General features: G+C 60.2%; 16 protein-coding genes and 1 other RNA gene. 12 read left to right on the plus strand and 5 right to left on the minus strand.

The features are described 5' to 3' along the window. The 3 genes from R3175_RS12935 to R3175_RS12945 form a co-directional block, all read left to right on the plus strand. On the plus strand, positions 1–1030 hold a 1030-nt coding region (locus R3175_RS12935; protein WP_318944736.1), incomplete at its 5' end, for a hypothetical protein. Then, positions 1027–2082 (plus strand): tyrosine-type recombinase/integrase, encoded by a 1056-nt coding sequence (locus R3175_RS12940; RefSeq protein WP_318944737.1) that lies wholly within the window; start codon positions 1027–1029, stop codon positions 2080–2082. The genes R3175_RS12935 and R3175_RS12940, both read left to right, overlap by 4 nt. Positions 2083–2102: 20 nt before the next feature. Next, positions 2103–2852 carry an FRG domain-containing protein gene (locus R3175_RS12945; protein ID WP_318944738.1) on the plus strand — a complete coding sequence of 250 codons (750 nt, stop codon included), beginning with the start codon at positions 2103–2105 and terminating at the stop codon, positions 2850–2852. Between the two features lie 90 nt (positions 2853–2942). Here the strand turns inward: R3175_RS12945 and ssrA are convergent. From ssrA to smpB, 3 genes are all read right to left on the minus strand, one after another. Next, positions 2943–3309: a transfer-messenger RNA gene (ssrA, locus tag R3175_RS12950) on the minus strand. A gap of 75 nt (positions 3310–3384) precedes the next feature. After that, entirely contained in the window at positions 3385–4803 is a 1419-nt protein-coding gene (locus tag R3175_RS12955; protein ID WP_318944739.1) for a wax ester/triacylglycerol synthase family O-acyltransferase, read from the minus strand. A gap of 156 nt (positions 4804–4959) precedes the next feature. Then, positions 4960–5448 carry an SsrA-binding protein SmpB gene (gene smpB, locus R3175_RS12960; RefSeq protein ID WP_318944804.1) on the minus strand — a complete coding sequence of 163 codons (489 nt, stop codon included), beginning with the start codon at positions 5446–5448 and terminating at the stop codon, positions 4960–4962. Positions 5449–5627: 179 nt separating this feature from the next. On the opposite strand from smpB, the gene R3175_RS12965 reads away from it, so the two are divergent. From R3175_RS12965 to R3175_RS12975, 3 genes are all read left to right on the plus strand, one after another. After that, complete coding sequence (locus R3175_RS12965) at positions 5628–7274, plus strand: sodium-dependent transporter (RefSeq protein WP_318944740.1); 1647 nt, start codon at positions 5628–5630, stop codon at positions 7272–7274. Positions 7275–7369: 95 nt separating this feature from the next. Beyond that, positions 7370–7816 carry a type II toxin-antitoxin system RatA family toxin gene (locus R3175_RS12970; RefSeq protein ID WP_318944741.1) on the plus strand — a complete coding sequence of 149 codons (447 nt, stop codon included), beginning with the start codon at positions 7370–7372 and terminating at the stop codon, positions 7814–7816. After that, positions 7813–8091: an RnfH family protein gene (locus R3175_RS12975; protein WP_318944742.1), complete on the plus strand. Its 279-nt coding sequence runs from the start codon at positions 7813–7815 to the stop codon at positions 8089–8091. The genes R3175_RS12970 and R3175_RS12975 overlap by 4 nt, the downstream gene beginning before the upstream one ends. Before the next feature lie 12 nt (positions 8092–8103). Here the strand turns inward: R3175_RS12975 and R3175_RS12980 are convergent, their stop codons facing one another. Next, positions 8104–8442, minus strand: a complete 339-nt coding sequence (locus tag R3175_RS12980; protein ID WP_318944743.1) for an outer membrane protein assembly factor BamE — start codon at positions 8440–8442, stop codon at positions 8104–8106. Positions 8443–8560: 118 nt separating this feature from the next. Between R3175_RS12980 and fur the strand changes: the two genes are divergently transcribed. After that, positions 8561–8971: a ferric iron uptake transcriptional regulator gene (gene fur, locus R3175_RS12985; RefSeq protein ID WP_318944744.1), complete on the plus strand. Its 411-nt coding sequence runs from the start codon at positions 8561–8563 to the stop codon at positions 8969–8971. A 143-nt stretch (positions 8972–9114) separates the two neighbouring features. Here the strand turns inward: fur and recN are convergent, their stop codons facing one another. Further along, entirely contained in the window at positions 9115–10794 is a 1680-nt protein-coding gene (recN, locus tag R3175_RS12990) for a DNA repair protein RecN (RefSeq protein ID WP_318944745.1), read from the minus strand. Between the two features lie 235 nt (positions 10795–11029). On the opposite strand from recN, the gene grpE reads away from it, so the two are divergent. The 5 genes from grpE (at position 11030) to carA (ending at position 17209) form a co-directional block, all read left to right on the plus strand. Next, complete coding sequence (gene grpE, locus R3175_RS12995; protein ID WP_318944746.1) at positions 11030–11650, plus strand: nucleotide exchange factor GrpE; 621 nt, start codon at positions 11030–11032, stop codon at positions 11648–11650. 78 nt (positions 11651–11728) lie between these two features. Then, the gene (gene dnaK, locus R3175_RS13000) at positions 11729–13699 is read left to right on the plus strand and encodes a molecular chaperone DnaK (protein WP_318944747.1); all 1971 of its coding nucleotides are present in this window, start codon (positions 11729–11731) and stop codon (positions 13697–13699) included. Between the two features lie 162 nt (positions 13700–13861). Next, positions 13862–14992, plus strand: coding sequence for a molecular chaperone DnaJ (gene dnaJ, locus R3175_RS13005; RefSeq protein ID WP_318944748.1), 1131 nt, complete (start codon positions 13862–13864; stop codon positions 14990–14992). 11 nt (positions 14993–15003) lie between these two features. Next, positions 15004–15804, plus strand: a complete 801-nt coding sequence (gene dapB, locus R3175_RS13010) for a 4-hydroxy-tetrahydrodipicolinate reductase (protein WP_318944749.1) — start codon at positions 15004–15006, stop codon at positions 15802–15804. A 274-nt stretch (positions 15805–16078) separates the two neighbouring features. Then, positions 16079–17209 (plus strand): glutamine-hydrolyzing carbamoyl-phosphate synthase small subunit, encoded by a 1131-nt coding sequence (gene carA, locus R3175_RS13015; protein ID WP_318944750.1) that lies wholly within the window; start codon positions 16079–16081, stop codon positions 17207–17209. Positions 17210–17248 lie beyond the last annotated feature (39 nt).

Genomic DNA, 17248 nt, shown 5'->3' on the forward strand with positions numbered 1-17248 from the left:
GTTCAGTGTCCATTCTGGTAGGCGAGGGGGCTTCAAGTACATCCTGCAGAACCGGGAATACGGCCTGACCATCCTGCTGCAGAACTTCTACGCCGAAAGCGATTCCCAGGGCACCCACGTCAAGATCGAAACCTCGCCCCGTTGGCTCTATGAGCGTTCCAGCGACCAGATCAACGACGAGCTGACCGAGTGGGGCCTGTTCTTCCTGAAAGGCATCAAACCGGTGGGTATCGCCCTGCATCTGGCCGTGGATTTCCAGGGCTGGGAACCACCCCAGGATCTGCCGCAGCACTTCGTCACCCGCGCCAGAACGGTCAGTGTCCACAACGGCCTGTCGGACCTGAGTTTCGACGGCATCACAGGCTCTACGGTCAACGGCCGGGGCGAAACCTACACCTTCGGCAAGGCCAACAGCCTGCAGACCTGTCTTTACGACAAGACCAAGGAAATCGATGTCTCCGACAAACGGGCCTTCATGGAAGGGATCTGGGAATGCGCCGTGAACGAAAACAGCTTCCCGGACACCTGCTACAACCCGGATCTACCCGTCTGGCGCCTTGAGGTTCGCTTCCATCACCGCATCGTCAACGAGATCTCCCAGGGCACCCCCGGCATGAAGTCCATCTACACCTTCGCCGATGCGGTGAAGCACCTCACCGGCCTGTGGCAATACGCCCTGAACGGCAACCGTTACGAGCACAAGCGCGAGTGGGTACACCCCATCTGGACCAAATTAAGGGACGACATCAGCTTCGGTCATCCGGCCCCCAGCCTGACCTACAAACGCGTAAAAAAGGAACCCGGTTGCGGCAACGAAAAGAACGTTTCCCTCGCCTTCGGCAATCTCTTAAGCATCTATGCGCGCAACCGGTTCAACACCCGCCAGGCGTGGGATTGCCTCAAAAGAAGTGGTCTCTGGGAAGACTTGTGTAACTACTACCGGCGCAGGGACATCAAGGAAAACGAGCTCTACCAGCTCGTCGAGGATGGGCTGGTTAAACGGCGGCTGTTAAGCAAGGTGGCCGCATGATTAAGAAGCTTCCTTCTGGTCGTTGGCAGGTAGACATTCAGCCTGGAGGGCGTGGGCAGAAGCGCATCAGGAAATCGTTCCCTTCCAAGGCCGAAGCGCAGCGCTTCGAACGTTGGGCATTGTTACAACATGACAGCGGAACTCTCGGCCCGGCTTTAAAAAAGGATAAGCGGAAGCTCTCGGAATTGATCGAGGCGTGGTATCTGGCGCACGGAAAATATCTGCGGGACGGTGAACGTCGCTATCGTCACCTGAAGAGAATGGCTGTTGCCCTCCGAGATCCGGTAGCTGCGAAGATGACCGCAAAGCCCTATGCCGTCTACCGCTCACTGCGCATCGAGGAAGGCCGGTCGCCGAAGACCTGCAACAACGAACTCGGGTATCTCAATGCGGTTTTCAATGAACTGCACCAGACTGGTGAAATCAGTTACCCGAGCCCACTGATTAAGGTAAAACCAATACCGATTCCAGAGCGGGAAATGGGTTATCTGGATCACGACGAGATCCAGGCAATATTTACTGAGCTGAGAGAAAGAACAGTCAATCCCCATGTGTTCCTCGTTGCTAGGCTGTCCCTGGAAACTGGTGCTAGATGGTCGGAAGCGGAAGGATTAACTCTGCAGCGGCTCAAGCCTTATCTGGTGACGTTTGATCAAACCAAGTCCGGTAAGAAGAGAGCTGTTCCGGTCTCGAAGGGGTTCTATACCGAACTGTACCGCCACCTGCAGGAACACGGCTCTTTCGGAACTTCCACAATATCTGCATTTCGTCGTGCGGTTGAACGATCTGGCGTGCTTCTACCACAAGGGCAGTGCGCCCACATACTCAGGCACACCTTCGCTAGCCATTTCATGATGAACGGCGGCAACATACTGACCTTGCGGAAGATTTTGGGACATGCCTCAATCAATATGACAATGAGATACGCCCATCTAGCTCCAAATTTTCTTGAGGAGGCTGTTAAACTCAATCCTTTGGCGAATCAGGCTAAGAATGGTGGGGCGATATTATGTTTGGGAGACGAGCCAAAGGGCCAGAAAGCTGGGAGCTGAGAGAGCCCGCTCATGGAATAATGGATGCTGTTTGTAGCTCCTGGTTAGGGTTCACGGAATTTGTAAATTCGCATCTCTTTGAATTCACCGATTATGTGTATCGTGGCCATGCGTCTGTTGATTGGGAGCTTCTCCCTCTATTGGATCGAATTCTCGAAGGTGAAAAAAGCTGGGCGAGTCCAGATGATGAGAGTGTGAGGCAGGATCATTTGGAGCGTTTTAAGTACTCTATTCGCGGGAGGCGAGGACCGAACCCTCCAAAGTTGGATTCTGAAGATGATTGGTGGGCATTGGGCCAGCATTATGGTTTAGCAACACCACTTCTTGACTGGACTTTTTCACCTTATGTAGCTGCCTTTTTTGCATTTGAGGGAGCGGGAAATGTCGACTCCGAATATTGTGCGATTTACGCGCTCCATAGGAGTGCTGTAATAGGGAAGTCTGATGACCTATATGATCAAAATCGAAACGATGAAATGTTGAGGTTTGTAAGTCCTTTATCGGACGATAATTCTCGATTGATTAGCCAGCAAGGGTTGTTTACGCGGTGTCAGGATGGCGAATGCGTGATGGATTGGGTGCATTCCCATTTTGAGGAACGCGGTAATGATGGTGGGGCAGTTTTGCTTAGGATTTTGGTGCCAACTTCAGAATTTGAGATTGCTCTTAAAAATTTGAACAGAATGAATATCAATCATCTTTCGCTTTTCCCTGATTTGAATGGGGCTTCTAAGCATGCGAATACGGTGCTAATGGTTAAGGGTTATTAGGTTTGTTGACACTTGGTTGACACCAAGGGAAGAAATGACAACTCAGAAACGAAAAAAGCCCCTGAAATCAGGGGCTTTTCTCTAGGAGTTTGGTGGAGACGGCGGGGATCGAACCCGCGTCCGCCAGCACTCTGCCTTGAGCTCTACATGCTTAGCATCCTTCTATTGATTTAACCTCAAACGACCCGAAGGTCAGGGTGTAAGAGGCGAGCTCTTTAAAGCTTAACCGTTAACCAGTGAGCTCTGGGTAACGGGGCGTCCTGTTAGCGATGACGTCCTGAGATGTTGCTTCTGGGTAACAGGAACCCCAGTCAGGACGACTGGAACGGCTTACGCCGCCAGTGCGTAGTTTTCGTCGTTTGCGACTATTTAAATGCAGCTTTGGATTTACGAGATTGGCTGCCATCTCGACATGCACCCAAGGGTTCGCAACCAGCGTCGAAGCCATGTCGTCCCCCTTTGACTGCAGTATATGTGGCCACTGCGGCGAACTTCAAGGGGGAAACTGTGTATTTACGTACCTGGCTGCAGGTCAGCTGGCGGCCAGGTTGGTTTGGGGCTTCTCTTCCTGGCTGGCGAGGGCGGCGAGTTTTTCAAAGTTCTCGCGGAAATAGCCCATGATCGCCTGGGGATCTGCCTGGATGCCCTTGTCTACACTGATGCCAAACTGCACGGTGCCGGCGTAGCTGAAGATGCTCATGCCGATGCCGATGTCGCCGCTCTGGGGGACCCAGAACATGGGTTGCGCCAGCTTGGCGCCGGCGAGGTACACCGGGTCCTTGGGGCCGGGGACGTTGGTGAGCACCGCGGAGGCCTTGTGGCTGAGCATGCTCAACGCACGGCGCTCGAGCATGTCGGGGCCGCGACCGAACAGGTCCAGCAGGCTGTAGGTGACCTGGGCCTGGTAGGAGCGCTTGAGCCGGTTCATGTTCTCCTGGGTCTGGCGGAAGCACATCAGCGGACAGTCCACGTCCACCGGCAGATTGACCAGTACCAGGCCGAACTTGTTACCCAGGTCCTCGATGGGCTGGTTGAGCGGGCGGAGGTTGAACGGCACCGCCACCCGGATGCCGCAGTCCGGTATCTGCTCGTGGGCCTCGATAAAGTGCTGGTGGATGGCGCCGGTGGCGACACTGAGCAGGACGTCGTTGATGGTTCCCCCCAGGGCCTTGGCGCAGTGCTTGACCTCGGTCAGATCCAGCGGTTCGGCCCAGGCCACCCGTTTACGGCCACTGAGCGGCTGCTTGAGACTGGTGGCCGGCTCGTTCGGCGCCAGCCCAACTTTCAGGCAGTCGATGGCGACGTTGCTGGCGGTTCTGGCCAGCTTCAGCGGGTAGCCCTGTTCTTCACGCAACGAGTGCAGGAACAGTCGTGACTGCTCGATGGCGGTTACGCCGCTGTTGCGAACCCGCTGCCACAACCGGGCCAGCGGCGATGGCCGGACGTCCTGGCGGGGACGCAGCGGTGAGATGGTGTGAACCTTGGCGTCCGGGGTGCTGTCGGTCAGCGACAGGAGGACTCGAACCAGCGATATGCCGTCGGCAATGCAATGGTGGATGCGCACCAGCAGGGCGCAGCCGCCGTTGTAGTGGTCGATGTAGTGAATCTGCCAAAGCGGTCGATTGAAATCCAGCGGGGTGCTGTTCAGGTCGCTGACCAGGGCCTGCAGGTCTTCCAGGGTGCCCTTGCCTGGCAGGGCGATGGGGTGGATGTGGTTGTCCAGGTCGAACAGGGGGTCGTCTTGCCAGAAGATGCGTTCGCCCCGGTGGGCGACCCGCTGCCGGAAGCGACGAAAACACAGGAAGCGATCCGAGAGTACCCGCTTGAGGCGTTTGATGGGGATCGGCTGGTCAAAACTCAGCACCGCCGAAATCATCATGGGGTTCTCGACGCTCTCCATCCTTAGCCAGGAGCGGTCGACGGCCGACATCGGCGTGGTTGAAGGTTTCATGCATCCCTCCCTCGTATCCGTGAGTCAGAGGTGAAGCGACGGTTTGTCCTTTTTGGGTACGACGAAAAATCGCGCTACCACCCGGTGAGCATTGGAGTATAGGACGGGAATTGGCAGGATGAAAGTAGGTGCAGGTGCGACATTTATTAACTTTTGTTAGGCGCCCTGTGCGTCTCTCATAATCCGTTGTTTTTGCCGGTTCCAATCCCGCTCCTTCTCGGTGGCCCGCTTGTCGAACAGCTTCTTGCCTTTCACCAGCGCGATCTCGCACTTGACCCTGTTCTTCTTCCAATACAGCGCCAGCGGAATGCAGGTATGGCCGGTCTGGTTGACCTTGCCCACCAGGCGGGCAATTTCCTTGGCATGCAGCAGCAGCTTGCGGGTTCGGGTTGGGTCGGCCACCACATGGGTGGAGGCGGTGTTCAGCGGCATGATGTGGGCGCCAAGCAGCCAGGCTTCGCCGTCTTTGAGCAGCACGTAGGCGTCGGTGAGCTGGCCCTTGCCGGCGCGCAGTGCCTTGACCTCCCAACCGAGCAGGGCCAGGCCTGCTTCGAACCGTTCCTCAATGTGATACTCGTGCTTGGCTTTCTTGTTGAGGGCAATGGTGCTGCTGGTGTTGCCGGTCTTTTTCTTGCTCTTGCTCATGTATGCCTTAAGTCCGGATGTGGAAATGGCGACCGGGCGGGCCGGTTCACGGATTAAGCGCGCATTGTAGCCCAGTAGTGCCAGATCGGTCACGAAATCGGCCCTCCCGGTGGAACCGGGGAGGTGTGTTTGCCGTTGGATTGGTTACAATGTCGGTCCAATGTCAGACAGGGTAAGGAATGCCTACTCCATACGAAACGGCCATCGGTTCGTGGACCCGTCGATCCACCTTCTTCTGGGCCGCTACCGGTGCCACGGTAGGGCTCAGTAACCTGTGGCAGTTCCCTTATCTGGCCGGTCAGCATGGCGGGGGGCTGTTCATTCTGCTGTATCTGGCCTGCCTGTTGCTGGTGACCTTGCCCTTAATGCTCACCGAATCGGCCATTGGCCGCCACTCCCGTCACGGCATCGTGCTGGCCATGGACGGTTTCGTGCGCCAGGGCCGACTGTCCCGGCATTGGATCTGGCTGGGCCGGTTGAGCGTTGTGTCGGCATTTGTGGTGCTGTCTTTTACCGCGGTCATCGGCGGGATCGCTCTGGCCTATGTCTTTTATGGTGCCCTGGGGCGTTTCAGTGGGGCCGACGAAGCCCGGGCGGCGGAGCTGCTGTTTAGCCTGGTGGCTGATCAAAACAACTATCGCCGGTTCATGGGCTGGCATGCGTTCTTCCTGCTGCTGGTGCTGGGCATCTCGGTTCAGGGCGTGGTGGTGGGCCTCGAGCGGGGCTTCCGGCGGGTGGTGCCGGGACTGTTTGTGCTGCTGCTCGGGTTGCTGATCTACAGCTCGGACCAGGGGCAGCTCGGACGGGCGGTGGATTACCTGTTGGTTGTTCGCGCGGAGGAACTGAGCTGGGACAGTCTGCTGGCGGCCCTGTTCCACGCGTTCTTCACGCTCGGGCTGGGTATGGGGGTGTGGGTGGTGTTTGGCGCCTACATGCCGCAGTTTACGCCCCTGAAGCGGTCGGTGTTCGGGGTGGTGCTGATGGATACCCTGTTCGCGATTATTGCCGGGTTGCTCATCTACTCCCTGGTGCTGGCCCACGCACCCGGCGTCGGCGACCAGGGGTTCGGTCTGCTGTTCATGGCCTTGCCGCTCAGTCTGTCGGAGCTGCCGGGTAGTCAGTTCCTGATCGCCGCGATGTTCCTGGTGGTGGTGCTGGTGGCCTGGACCACGTCGGTGGCCTTGCTGGAGTCGGTGGTGGGCTGGTTCCAGGAGTGGACCGGAGCGCCCCGGGCCGGTTCGGTGGTGGTGATCGGCGCTCTGGTCTGGTTGGCGGGTCTGGCGTCGCTGTTTTCCTTTAACATCTGGGCCGATCACACGGCGATCGGAGGCTCGGTGTTCCGTTGGCTGGAGCTCACGGTCAGTGGTCTGCTGATCCCCTTGGTCAGCGTGTTGCTGGCACTGTTTGTGGGCTGGAAGCTGAGTCGGTCGGTGGCGTTCGGGTTGATCGGCAAGACGCCCTGGTTGGTCGGCCAGATCTGGTTTTGGGTCATGCGCCTGGTGTTGCCGGCGGTGGTGGCGTACATCGGGGTTCATTACAGCATTGCCTCCCTGCAGGATCTGTGTGGGGAGGATCGGGATGCGGATCTGTGCCGCCCCATCCAGGTGCTGCCGTTGTCTGAAAGAGACCGCCAATCCGAGCCGGCTGATGCGCAGGGGGACGTCCAGCCCCCGGAGTCGCCAGCGGGCGCCCCCGCCGGTTCCGGTGCTCCAGCGGCAAATGACGCCGAAACGCGGATCCCCGGCCCCGAGGATGTCCCGGCCGAGGGAGCGCCCGATGAGAAAGATAAGCAAAGTGATCGGGAAATCCTTTATCATAGTGTCTGAACTTTTTCGCTAAACCTGCGGCCACCACCGCCGGCGCTGGTGGAGTCGTCGCAGATCTGTTGAACCCTCGTTGTGTATCAGGAAGTCCCGTCCCCATGTCGCACCAGATTGAAAAAACCGCGCTGGTTATGCACTCCGCCGAGCGGATGTTTCACCTCGTCAACGATGTGGCGCGTTATCCGGACTTTTTGCCCTGGTGCGCGGGCGCTGAGATTCATGAGCAGTCGCAGTCGCAGCTCATGGCGTCGCTGGACGTGGCCAAGGGGGGCATGCAACACCGCCTGACCACCCGTAATCAACTGGTGGCCCCGGAGACCATCGAGATGTCCCTGGTGGACGGCCCGTTCCGCAACCTGCGTGGCCACTGGCAGTTCCTGAGCCTGGACGTCAATGCCTGCAAGGTGATCCTTCGATTGGAATTCGAGTTTTCCGGCTCCTTGGCCAGGATGACGTTCGGAACCGTCTTCAGTCAGGCGGCCAATACCATGGTGGATGCGTTCTGTCGTCGGGCCGACGAGGTCTATCGGGAGCAGTTGGTATGATTGAGGTGGAAGTGGCCTACGCCACACCGGAGAAGCAGGAAATTGTCACCGTCTCGGTTCCGCCGGATACGACGGCGTTCGATGCGGTGTTACGCTCCGGGATTATTGAGCTGTTTCCGGAAATTGACCCGGAGGCAACCGATATGGGGATCTTCGGCAAGGTGATCAAATCCCCGAAGACGGAAGTGGTTCGCGAGGGGGATCGCATTGAGCTTTACCGCCCCCTCAAGATAGATCCCAAGCAGGCCCGCCTGAACCGGGCCAAGAAAAAGTAGCGTCGCAGACGTTTAATAAGCCGGGGTTTCGGGGAGCAGGTCCGCTTGGTAATGGCTGTATTGGCCATTGTCGTAGAACACGGTTACCTGTTGCTGTTCGATCTCCTCCCCGCGATGCTGGAAGGTATAGATGTAATATTCGCGGCTATTGTCGGTGGGATTGATAACCGACGGCGAGCCGAGGATGGAATGGACCTGGCGTCGGGTCATGCCCGGACTGAGCTGGTCGAGTTCTTCCTGGGACAGGATGCTGCCCTGTTGGACGTTGATTTTGTAAACGCCAGGGAACACGCATCCGGCCAAAGCGGATGTCAGTAGGAGTGCCAGGACAAGTGCCGCGAGCTTTTGCATCGGTGGGGGAATTCCTCTATCGTGAAGCGCCTGCCGGGCAGGGGTGACGCGGGTCAATCGATTGAATGCGGCTTCATCATACCGGAAGCCGGAAGTACACCAAAGAGTGAATAGCAAGATGTCATCTGAAAATACCGAATTGCGCAAGGTCGGTCTGAAAGTTACGTTGCCGCGGGTGAAAATCCTCAACATCCTCGAGAGCTCGGAGGAGCATCATCTCAGTGCAGAGGATGTCTACAAGAAACTGCTGGACCAGGGTGACGATGTGGGGCTGGCGACGGTGTACCGGGTGTTGACCCAGTTTGAGACCGCCGGCCTGGTGCTGCGGCACAACTTCGAGGGTGGACATGCGGTGTTCGAGATGGCCACCGACGAGCACCATGACCACATGGTGTGCACCCAGACCGGTGAAGTGATCGAATTCTGTGATCCGGTGATCGAGGAGCGGCAGAAGAAGATCGCCGAAGAACATGGCTATGAAATCGTCGATCACAGCCTGACCCTGTATGTTAAGCCCATCAAATCCTGACGAGGGCTTGCCTGACGGCGGCCGTCAAAAATCCGGTGGGCGGCGTGAGGTTAAAAAAAGGGGCGGGTGTTGCCCGCCCAGGTAGCTCTCAGGGTCGAGAGGGGAAAGTGTCTTTCAATTCGGGCTGCCGTCGCGTCAGCCCCTCAGTGGTGAACGGCCTGGCCCTTGCTCACCATTTCCCGGGCATGGGCGAGGGTCTGTTCCGTCATGTCCACGCCGCCCAGCATTCTTGCCACTTCGGTCACCCGTTCCTGGTCCCCCAACGTCTCAATGCGTGAGTAGGTTGCATCCTGCTCAGTGAATTTGCTCACAAGCAGGTGCTGGTGACATTGCGCCGCCACCTGGGGCAGGTGGGTAACGCACAGCACTTGACCGTTCTCGCCCAGCGACCTCAGCAGACGGCCGACCACCTCGGCAGTGCCGCCGCCGATGCCTACGTCCACTTCGTCGAACACCAGGGTCGGCGTGGTGGAGGTCTGTGCCACCACCACCTGGATGGCCAGGCTGATCCGTGACAGCTCGCCGCCGGAGGCCACCTTGGCCAGCGGGCGGGCCGGTTGGCCGGGATTGGCGCTGACCAGAAACTCCACGTCTTCCAGGCCCTGGGGCGCGGGTTCGCCGTCCGCGCTGGGGCTGAGCCGGGTAACAAACTGCACCGACGGCATGCTGAGTTGCTTCAGTTCCTCGGCGATGCGCAGGTCCAGCTGTTCCGCGGCGCTCTGGCGAGCCCGGGACAGCTCGCCGGCCAGGGCCAGGTACGCCTCCCGCTGTTGGGCCAGCTCCGTTTCCAGCTGTTCCAGGCTGCCCTCGCCGCCGTCCAGGGCGGCCAGTTCCCGGCTCAGGCTCTGGTGCAGCTCCGGTAACTCTTCGGGGGCTATCCGGTGTTTGCGGGCCAGTTGATAGATGGCGCTCAGGCGCTCCTCCACCTCGGCCAGGCGGGCTGGGTCGGCGTCGTAGTCCTCGACGAAGCGGCGCAGGTTGTCGCCGGCCTCTGCGGCCTGGATCTGGGCGTCGTTGAGCATCTGGAGGGTGTCGGCCAGGGCCGGTACCTCGGTGGGCAGCTGTTCCAGCTGGTTCAGCGCCAGGCGCAGCAGGCTTGCGGCGCTGGTGTCATCCTCACTGCACAGCAGGGCGGCCTGATGGCCGGCGTGGCGCACGGTATCGGCGTTGCTGAGCTGCTCCTGTTCGGCTTCCAGCTGGGCCTGCTCCCCCTCCGTCAGGCCCAGCCGGTCGAGCTCCTCCACCTGGTAGCGCAGCAGCTGCAGGCGGGCCTCGGCCTCATCGGCATTCTGCCGGCGCTCGCTCAGCCGCTCCCGGGTCTGGTGCCAGCTGCGCCAGGCGGCTCGGGTGCGATCGGCCAGCTCCAGGGCGCCGGCAAACTCGTCCACCAGTTTGCGGTGGGTGTCCTTGCGCAGCAGGGACTGGTGTTGATGCTGGCTGTGGATGTCCATCAGCAATGCGCCAAGGTCCTTCAGGTGACCCAGCGGGCAGGGCTGGCCGTTGATGTAGGCGCGGGAGCGGCCGTCCTTGCTGACCGTGCGGCGCAGGATGCAGTCGTTGTCGTCGTCCAGTTCGTGTTCCTGCAGCCAGTGCTGCGCCTCCTGGATGCGGGAGACGTCGAAGGAGGCAGTGATGTCCGCCCGCTTGGCGCCGTGCCGGACGGCGCCGGCATCCGCGCGACCGCCCATTGCCAGGCCGAGGGCGTCCAACACAATGGATTTGCCGGCGCCAGTTTCACCGGTGAGGGCGGTCATACCGCCCCGGAATTGCAGTTCCACTCGCTCGGCAATGGCGTAATTGGTGACGGTCAGTTGGGTCAGCATGGTCTCTCCTCCTGGACGGGAACGTTTCCAATACTGTGGATGTATACAGGTGCTGTGAATATATACAGGGATTTGGTCGTTTGCAAATGTTGATTTTGCGAACCTGGGGCGGTTGAAACCTGGAAATCGGGCCCCATATCGAAACGCAAGTCCAAGAGCCCGGCGCATCATTGTCGGGTCGCCAATTGATAGAAGGCCCATGCCAGGGCTGAGGAAAACAGAGCAGGAGTGGCCAATGAGCGCTGACGAGAACCGCAACGAACAGGTTGAAGAAGAGCTGAAGCAAGCCGCGGAGGAGTCGGTCTCCGAGCCTGATGAGGCGGAGCAGGCGGAAGAGGCCGCCGAAGATGGCAAAGCTCCTCAGGACGAAGCCGGGGCGTTGCAGGCGCAGGTGCAGGAGCTGAAGGACCAGGTGCTGCGCACCCAGGCGGAGATGCAGAACGTGCGTCGGCGCGCCGAGATCGATGTGGAGAAAGCCCACAAGTTCGCCCTGGAGAAGTTTGTGAAGGAGTTGCTTCCGGTGGTCGACAGCCTGGAGAAGGCGGTCGAGAGCACCGAGGGGCAGGAAGCGGAGGGCCAGGTGGTGGCCTCCATCCGAGAAGGCGTGGAAATGACCCTCAATCTGCTGCTGGGGGGAATGAAGAAGTTCAAGGTCGAGCAGCTCAACCCGGTGGGCGAGCCGTTTGATCCCCAGCGCCATGTAGCCTTGTCCATGGTGCCGGCGCCGGATGCCGAGCCCAACAGCGTGGTGGCAGTGATCCAGAAAGGTTACACCCTGAACGAGCGCCTGGTTCGTCCAGCCATGGTGGTGGTCGCCAAGGCTGAGGACGCGCCAAAAATCGATGAGCAGGCTTGAAAAGTCTGAATAGGCGCCAATATAGGCAGTAAACGGGTGGCGCCCCGGGTGCTTACTCCCGGATCAGCAGCAAGCTAAGTGCCGGAACCGAATCAGAAAACGAATTGGAGTGAATCAATGAGCAAAATTATCGGTATCGACCTGGGTACGACCAACTCCTGCGTCGCCATCATGGATGGTGACAAGGTCAAGGTAATCGAGAACGCCGAAGGCGATCGCACCACCCCGTCCATTATCGCCTACACCGAAGACGGCGAAACCCTGGTGGGCCAGTCCGCGAAGCGGCAGGCGGTTACCAACCCGGACAACACCCTGTACGCCATCAAGCGGCTCATCGGTCGCCGCTTCGAGGACAGTGTGGTCCAGAAAGATATCAAGATGGTGCCCTACAAGATCGCCAAGGCTGACAACGGTGACGCCTGGGTCGAGGTGAAGGGCAAGAAGATGGCGCCGCCGCAGGTGTCCGCGGAAGTGCTGAAGAAGATGAAGAAGACCGCCGAGGATTACCTCGGTGAGAAGGTCACCGAAGCGGTCATTACCGTTCCGGCCTACTTTAACGACAGCCAGCGTCAGGCGACCAAGGACGCTGGCAAGATCGCCGGTCTTGAAGTCAAGCGGATCATCAACGAACCGACCGCCGCCGCCCTGGCCTACGGTTTGGACAAGAAGAGCGGCGATCGCACCGTCGCGGTTTACGACCTGGGTGGTGGTACCTTCGATATCTCCATTATCGAGATCGCCGACGTTGACGGTGAGCACCAGTTTGAGGTGCTGGCCACCAACGGTGACACCTTCCTGGGCGGTGAGGACTTTGACCTGAAGGTTATCGAGTACCTGGCCGACCAGTTCAAGAAAGACAGCGGCATCGACCTGCGAGGCGACTCCCTGGCGATGCAGCGCCTGAAGGAGGCTGCGGAGAAGGCCAAGATCGAGCTCTCCAGCAGTCAGCAGACCGACGTCAACCTGCCGTACATCACGGCGGACGCCAGTGGCCCGAAACACCTCAACCTCAAGCTGACCCGGGCCAAGCTGGAAGCGCTGGTGGAAGACCTGGTCGACCGAAGCCTGGAACCGTGCAAGGTGGCCCTGAAGGATTCCGGTGTCGATGCGTCCGAGATCGACGAAGTCATCCTCGTGGGTGGCCAGACCCGCATGCCGCAGGTCCAGGAGAAGGTGAAAAACTTCTTCGGTAAGGATGCGCGGAAGGACGTTAACCCGGACGAAGCCGTTGCCATGGGTGCGGCGATTCAGGCCGCGGTGCTGTCCGGCGACGTCAAAGACGTGCTGCTGCTGGATGTGACCCCGCTGACCCTGGGCATCGAGACCATGGGCGGTGTGGCTACCTCGCTGATCGAGAAGAACACCACCATCCCGACCAAGAAGTCGCAGATCTTCTCCACCGCGGACGACAACCAGACCGCCGTGACCATCCACGTGGTCCAGGGTGAGCGTAAGCAGGCGGCCCAGAACAAGTCCCTGGGGCGGTTCGATTTGGCGGACATTCCGCCGGCGCCGCGCGGGGTGCCGCAGATCGAGGTGACCTTCGACATCGATGCCAACGGTATCCTGCACGTGTCCGCCAAGGACAAGGCCACCGGCAAGGAACAGTCCATTGTGATCAAGGCCTCCTCCGGTCTGAGCGAGGATGAGATCGAGAAGATGGTCTCCGACGCCGAGGCCCATGCCGAGGACGATCGCAAGTTCGAAGAGCTGGTGCAGGCCCGCAACCAGGGCGACGCCATGGTGCACACCGTGCGCAAGACCCTGGACGACGCTGGCGATAAGGTCAGCGACGGCGAGAAGGAGTCCATCGAGGCGGCCATCAAGGAGTTGGAAGAGGCGCTGGCCGGTTCCGATAAGGAGGACATCGAGGCCAAGACCCAGAAGCTGACCGAGGTATCCTCCGAGCTGGCCCAGAAGATGTACGCCGAGCAGGCCGAGCAAGCGCAGCAGGGCGCTGCGCAGGACGCGGGTGCCACCCAGTCCGAAGCCGCCGACGATGCGGTGGATGCCGAGTTCGAGGAAGTGAAGGACGACGACAAGCGCTAAGTTTCGGCGCCGTTGACGTCTGGAAAACGCGGGGGGGTGCTTCCCGCGTTTTTCCTCGTTTAAGGGGTTGCGTTAGAATGCCGCGCGGCTCCGACTGTACAAGCGGAATTTGGAAGTCAAAGGCCCCGGCAGCTGGTCCGGGGCATTACTAGGGTTGTTAGCATGGCCAAACGCGATTACTACGAAGTTCTCGGTGTGTCCCGAGAGGCGGACGAGAAGGAAATCAAGCGGGCGTACCGAAAGCTCGCCATGAAGTATCATCCCGACCGTAACCCGGACGACGCGGAAGCTGAGAACAAGTTCAAGGAGGCCAGCGAAGCCTACGAGGTGCTTGCCGATCCCCAGAAGCGCAGCGCCTACGATCAGTTTGGCCACGCCGGTGTGGATGGCCAGGCCGGAGCCGGTGGCTTTGGCGGTGGCGGTGCCAGCTTCTCCGATATTTTCGGGGATGTGTTCGGTGATATCTTTGGCGGCGGTGGCCGTGGCGGTCGAACCACCCGTGGTGCCGACCTGCGTTATACCCTGGAGCTGGATCTGGAAGAAGCGGTTAAGGGTAAGACCGTCAAGATTCGGGTGCCGGGCCATGTGGAGTGTGGCGCCTGTGACGGATCCGGTGCCGAAAAAGGCTCTGCGCCGGAAACCTGCGGTACCTGCCAGGGCATGGGGCAGGTTCGCATGCAGCAGGGCTTCTTCACCGTGCAGCAGGCCTGCCCCATCTGTCGTGGCTCGGGCAAGGTGATCAAGAATCCCTGCAAAGTCTGTCACGGTGCCGGTCGGGTCCAGGAAGAAAAGACCCTGTCGGTGAAAGTGCCGCCGGGCGTGGATACCGGTGATCGCATCCGTCTCTCCGGCGAGGGCGAGATGGGGGTGGATGGCGGCCCTCCCGGCGACCTGTATGTCCAGATTGCGGTACGTGATCACGCCATTTTTACCCGCGATGGCCGTAACCTCTACTGCGAGGTGCCCATCAGCATCGTGGACGCCGCTCTCGGCGGTGAGTTGGAGGTGCCGACCCTGGACGGTCGGGTCAAGTTGAAGATTCCCCCCGAGACCCAGACCGGCAAGCTGTTCCGGTTGCGCAACAAGGGCGTCAGTCCGGTGCGCGGTGGCCCTGCCGGGGACCTGCTGTGCCGTGTCATCCTGGAGACGCCGGTCAACCTGACCAAGCGCCAGAAGGAGTTGCTTGAGGAGTTCCAGCAAACGCTGGACGGCAGCAACGGCACCCATCATGCTCCGAAGAAGACCTCCTGGTTTGAAGGGGTGAAGAGCTTTTTTGACGAAATGAAATTCTGAGGGCAGAACGGATGCGGGTAGCAATCATCGGCGCCGCGGGGCGCATGGGTAAGGTGTTGATCGAAGCGGTGGACGACGCCGAGGGCCTGGACCTGGGCGCCGCCATTGTCGAGCCGGGCAGCAGTCTGGTCGGTAGCGACGCCGGTGAGGTCGCCGGCATCGGTCGGGTGGGGGTCAGGCTGGCCGACTCGCTGTCGGCGGTCAAGGACGCCTTCGATGTGCTCGTCGACTTCACCTTTCCGGATCTGACCCTGGAGAACGCCGAGTTCTGCAAGGCCCACGGCAAGGCCATGGTGATTGGCACCACGGGCATGACGGCGGCCGAGAAGGAGCAGTTGGCGCTGGCGGCGGAGGCCATTCCGGTGATGTTCGCGCCCAACATGAGCGTGGGGGTCAACGTGGTGCTCAACCTGCTGCGCACCGCCGCCGAGGTGTTGGGGGATGACTACGACGTGGAGATCATCGAGGCCCATCACCGCCACAAGAAGGACGCGCCCTCCGGTACCGCGCTGCGAATGGGGGAAGTGGTTGCCGAGGCCCTGGGGCGGGACCTGCAGGAATGCGCGGTCTACGGCCGCGAGGGCTTCACCGGTGAGCGCTCCCAGAAGGAGATTGGCTTCGAGACCATCCGTGCCGGTGACGTGGTGGGGGATCACACCGTGCTGTTTGCCGGCATCGGTGAGCGCATCGAGGTGACCCACAAGGCCAGCAGCCGCATGACCTTCGCCAAGGGCGCGGTACGCGCGGCCAAGTGGCTCCAGGGCAAGTCCGCGGGGCTGTACGACATGCAGGATGTGCTGTCATTGAAGTAGGGCGGCGGCATTTGTCGTGGACAGTTTGCGCCTGAATTTTTATAATGGGGCGATTTAACTGCACCAAGCGTAGCTGAACATTGCTAGCAACAAGAAAGCGGGACGGGGCCACGGGCTCCCTCTCGCTTTTTTGCGACCTGAATTTGCGCTTGCGCTCCTGTTCGTGACGTTGGGGCCGGCTCTTGTCATCGCGCCGACAAGCGATGCGGCCCGGCCCGATTCGGAACTGACGATACGCCACTCGATGAGGATACAAGCCTTGAGTACTCACACCATGAGAACCCCAGCAATCCTGGCTCTCGCAGACGGAAGCCTGTTCCACGGTTACGCCATCGGCGCCGATGGAGAAACCAGCGGCGAGGTGGTGTTCAACACCGCCATGACCGGTTACCAGGAAATCCTGACGGATCCGTCCTATGCGCGCCAGATCGTAACCCTGACCTATCCTCATATCGGCAATACCGGTGTCAACGAAGAAGACGTGGAATCCGATCGCGTCCAGGCGGCGGGCTTGATCATCCGCGACCTGCCGCTGCTGGCGAGCAACTGGCGCAGCCAGGGCTCACTGGATGAATACCTGACGTCCAACAACATTGTTGGTATTGCCGGAATCGATACCCGCCGCCTGACCCGCATCCTGCGCGACAAGGGCTCTCAGAACGGCGCGGTGGTTGCCGGCGCCGGCGCCACACCGGAGCGCGCCCTGGAGCTGGCGAAGGCGTTCCCGGGTCTCAAGGGCATGGATCTGGCCAAGGAAGTGACGTCCGAGAAAACCTGGCAGTGGAGCCAGACCGAGTGGGACCTGGCGGATGGCTACGGCGAGCGCTCCGAGGCCCGCTTCAAGGTGGTGGCCTGGGATTATGGCGTCAAACTGAACATTCTGCGCATGCTGGCGGCCCGTGGTTGCGACATCACCGTGGTGCCGGCCACCACGCCGGCCTCCGACGTGCTGGCGATGAATCCGGACGGCATCTTCCTGTCCAACGGTCCCGGTGATCCGGAGCCCTGCGACTATGCGATCCAGGCCATCCGGGAGGTGCTGGAAACGGACACCCCGGTGTTTGGTATCTGTCTGGGGCACCAGCTGCTGGCCCTGGCCAGTGGTGCCAGAACCCTGAAGATGGGGCACGGTCACCACGGGGCCAACCATCCGGTGCAGGACCTGAAGGACGGCACGGTGATGATCACCAGTCAGAACCACGGCTTTGCGGTGGATGAGGCGTCTCTGCCAAGCAATATCGAGGCCACCCACAAGTCGCTGTTCGACGGCACCCTGCAGGGCATTCGCCGTACCGACAAGCCGGCCTACAGCTTCCAGGGGCACCCGGAAGCAAGCCCGGGCCCTCACGACGTGGCGCCACTGTTCGACGAGTTTATCCGGTTGATGGAGGCCGCCAAGGCCTGAGCCGGGTACCACGACCGAATTGAAAACATTAACGCCGCG

Source organism: Marinobacter sp. (assembly GCF_033722735.1).
Lineage (GTDB): Bacteria > Pseudomonadota > Gammaproteobacteria > Pseudomonadales > Oleiphilaceae > Marinobacter.

What these genes read in the sequence shown, in the direction of transcription:
- R3175_RS12965 (WP_318944740.1), top strand. Translation starts at nt 5,628, where the DNA reads ATGCCTACTCCATACGAAACGGCCATCGGTTCGTGGACCCGTCGATCC.
- R3175_RS12970 (WP_318944741.1), top strand. Translation starts at nt 7,370, where the DNA reads ATGTCGCACCAGATTGAAAAAACCGCGCTGGTTATGCACTCCGCCGAG.
- R3175_RS12955 (WP_318944739.1), bottom strand. Translation starts at nt 4,803, where the DNA reads ATGAAACCTTCAACCACGCCGATGTCGGCCGTCGACCGCTCCTGGCTA.
- carA (WP_318944750.1), top strand. Translation starts at nt 16,079, where the DNA reads ATGAGAACCCCAGCAATCCTGGCTCTCGCAGACGGAAGCCTGTTCCAC.
- smpB (WP_318944804.1), bottom strand. Translation starts at nt 5,448, where the DNA reads ATGAGCAAGAGCAAGAAAAAGACCGGCAACACCAGCAGCACCATTGCC.
- dapB (WP_318944749.1), top strand. Translation starts at nt 15,004, where the DNA reads ATGCGGGTAGCAATCATCGGCGCCGCGGGGCGCATGGGTAAGGTGTTG.
- R3175_RS12940 (WP_318944737.1), top strand. Translation starts at nt 1,027, where the DNA reads ATGATTAAGAAGCTTCCTTCTGGTCGTTGGCAGGTAGACATTCAGCCT.
- recN (WP_318944745.1), bottom strand. Translation starts at nt 10,794, where the DNA reads ATGCTGACCCAACTGACCGTCACCAATTACGCCATTGCCGAGCGAGTG.
- fur (WP_318944744.1), top strand. Translation starts at nt 8,561, where the DNA reads ATGTCATCTGAAAATACCGAATTGCGCAAGGTCGGTCTGAAAGTTACG.
- R3175_RS12975 (WP_318944742.1), top strand. Translation starts at nt 7,813, where the DNA reads ATGATTGAGGTGGAAGTGGCCTACGCCACACCGGAGAAGCAGGAAATT.
- R3175_RS12945 (WP_318944738.1), top strand. Translation starts at nt 2,103, where the DNA reads ATGGATGCTGTTTGTAGCTCCTGGTTAGGGTTCACGGAATTTGTAAAT.
- grpE (WP_318944746.1), top strand. Translation starts at nt 11,030, where the DNA reads ATGAGCGCTGACGAGAACCGCAACGAACAGGTTGAAGAAGAGCTGAAG.
- R3175_RS12980 (WP_318944743.1), bottom strand. Translation starts at nt 8,442, where the DNA reads ATGCAAAAGCTCGCGGCACTTGTCCTGGCACTCCTACTGACATCCGCT.
- dnaJ (WP_318944748.1), top strand. Translation starts at nt 13,862, where the DNA reads ATGGCCAAACGCGATTACTACGAAGTTCTCGGTGTGTCCCGAGAGGCG.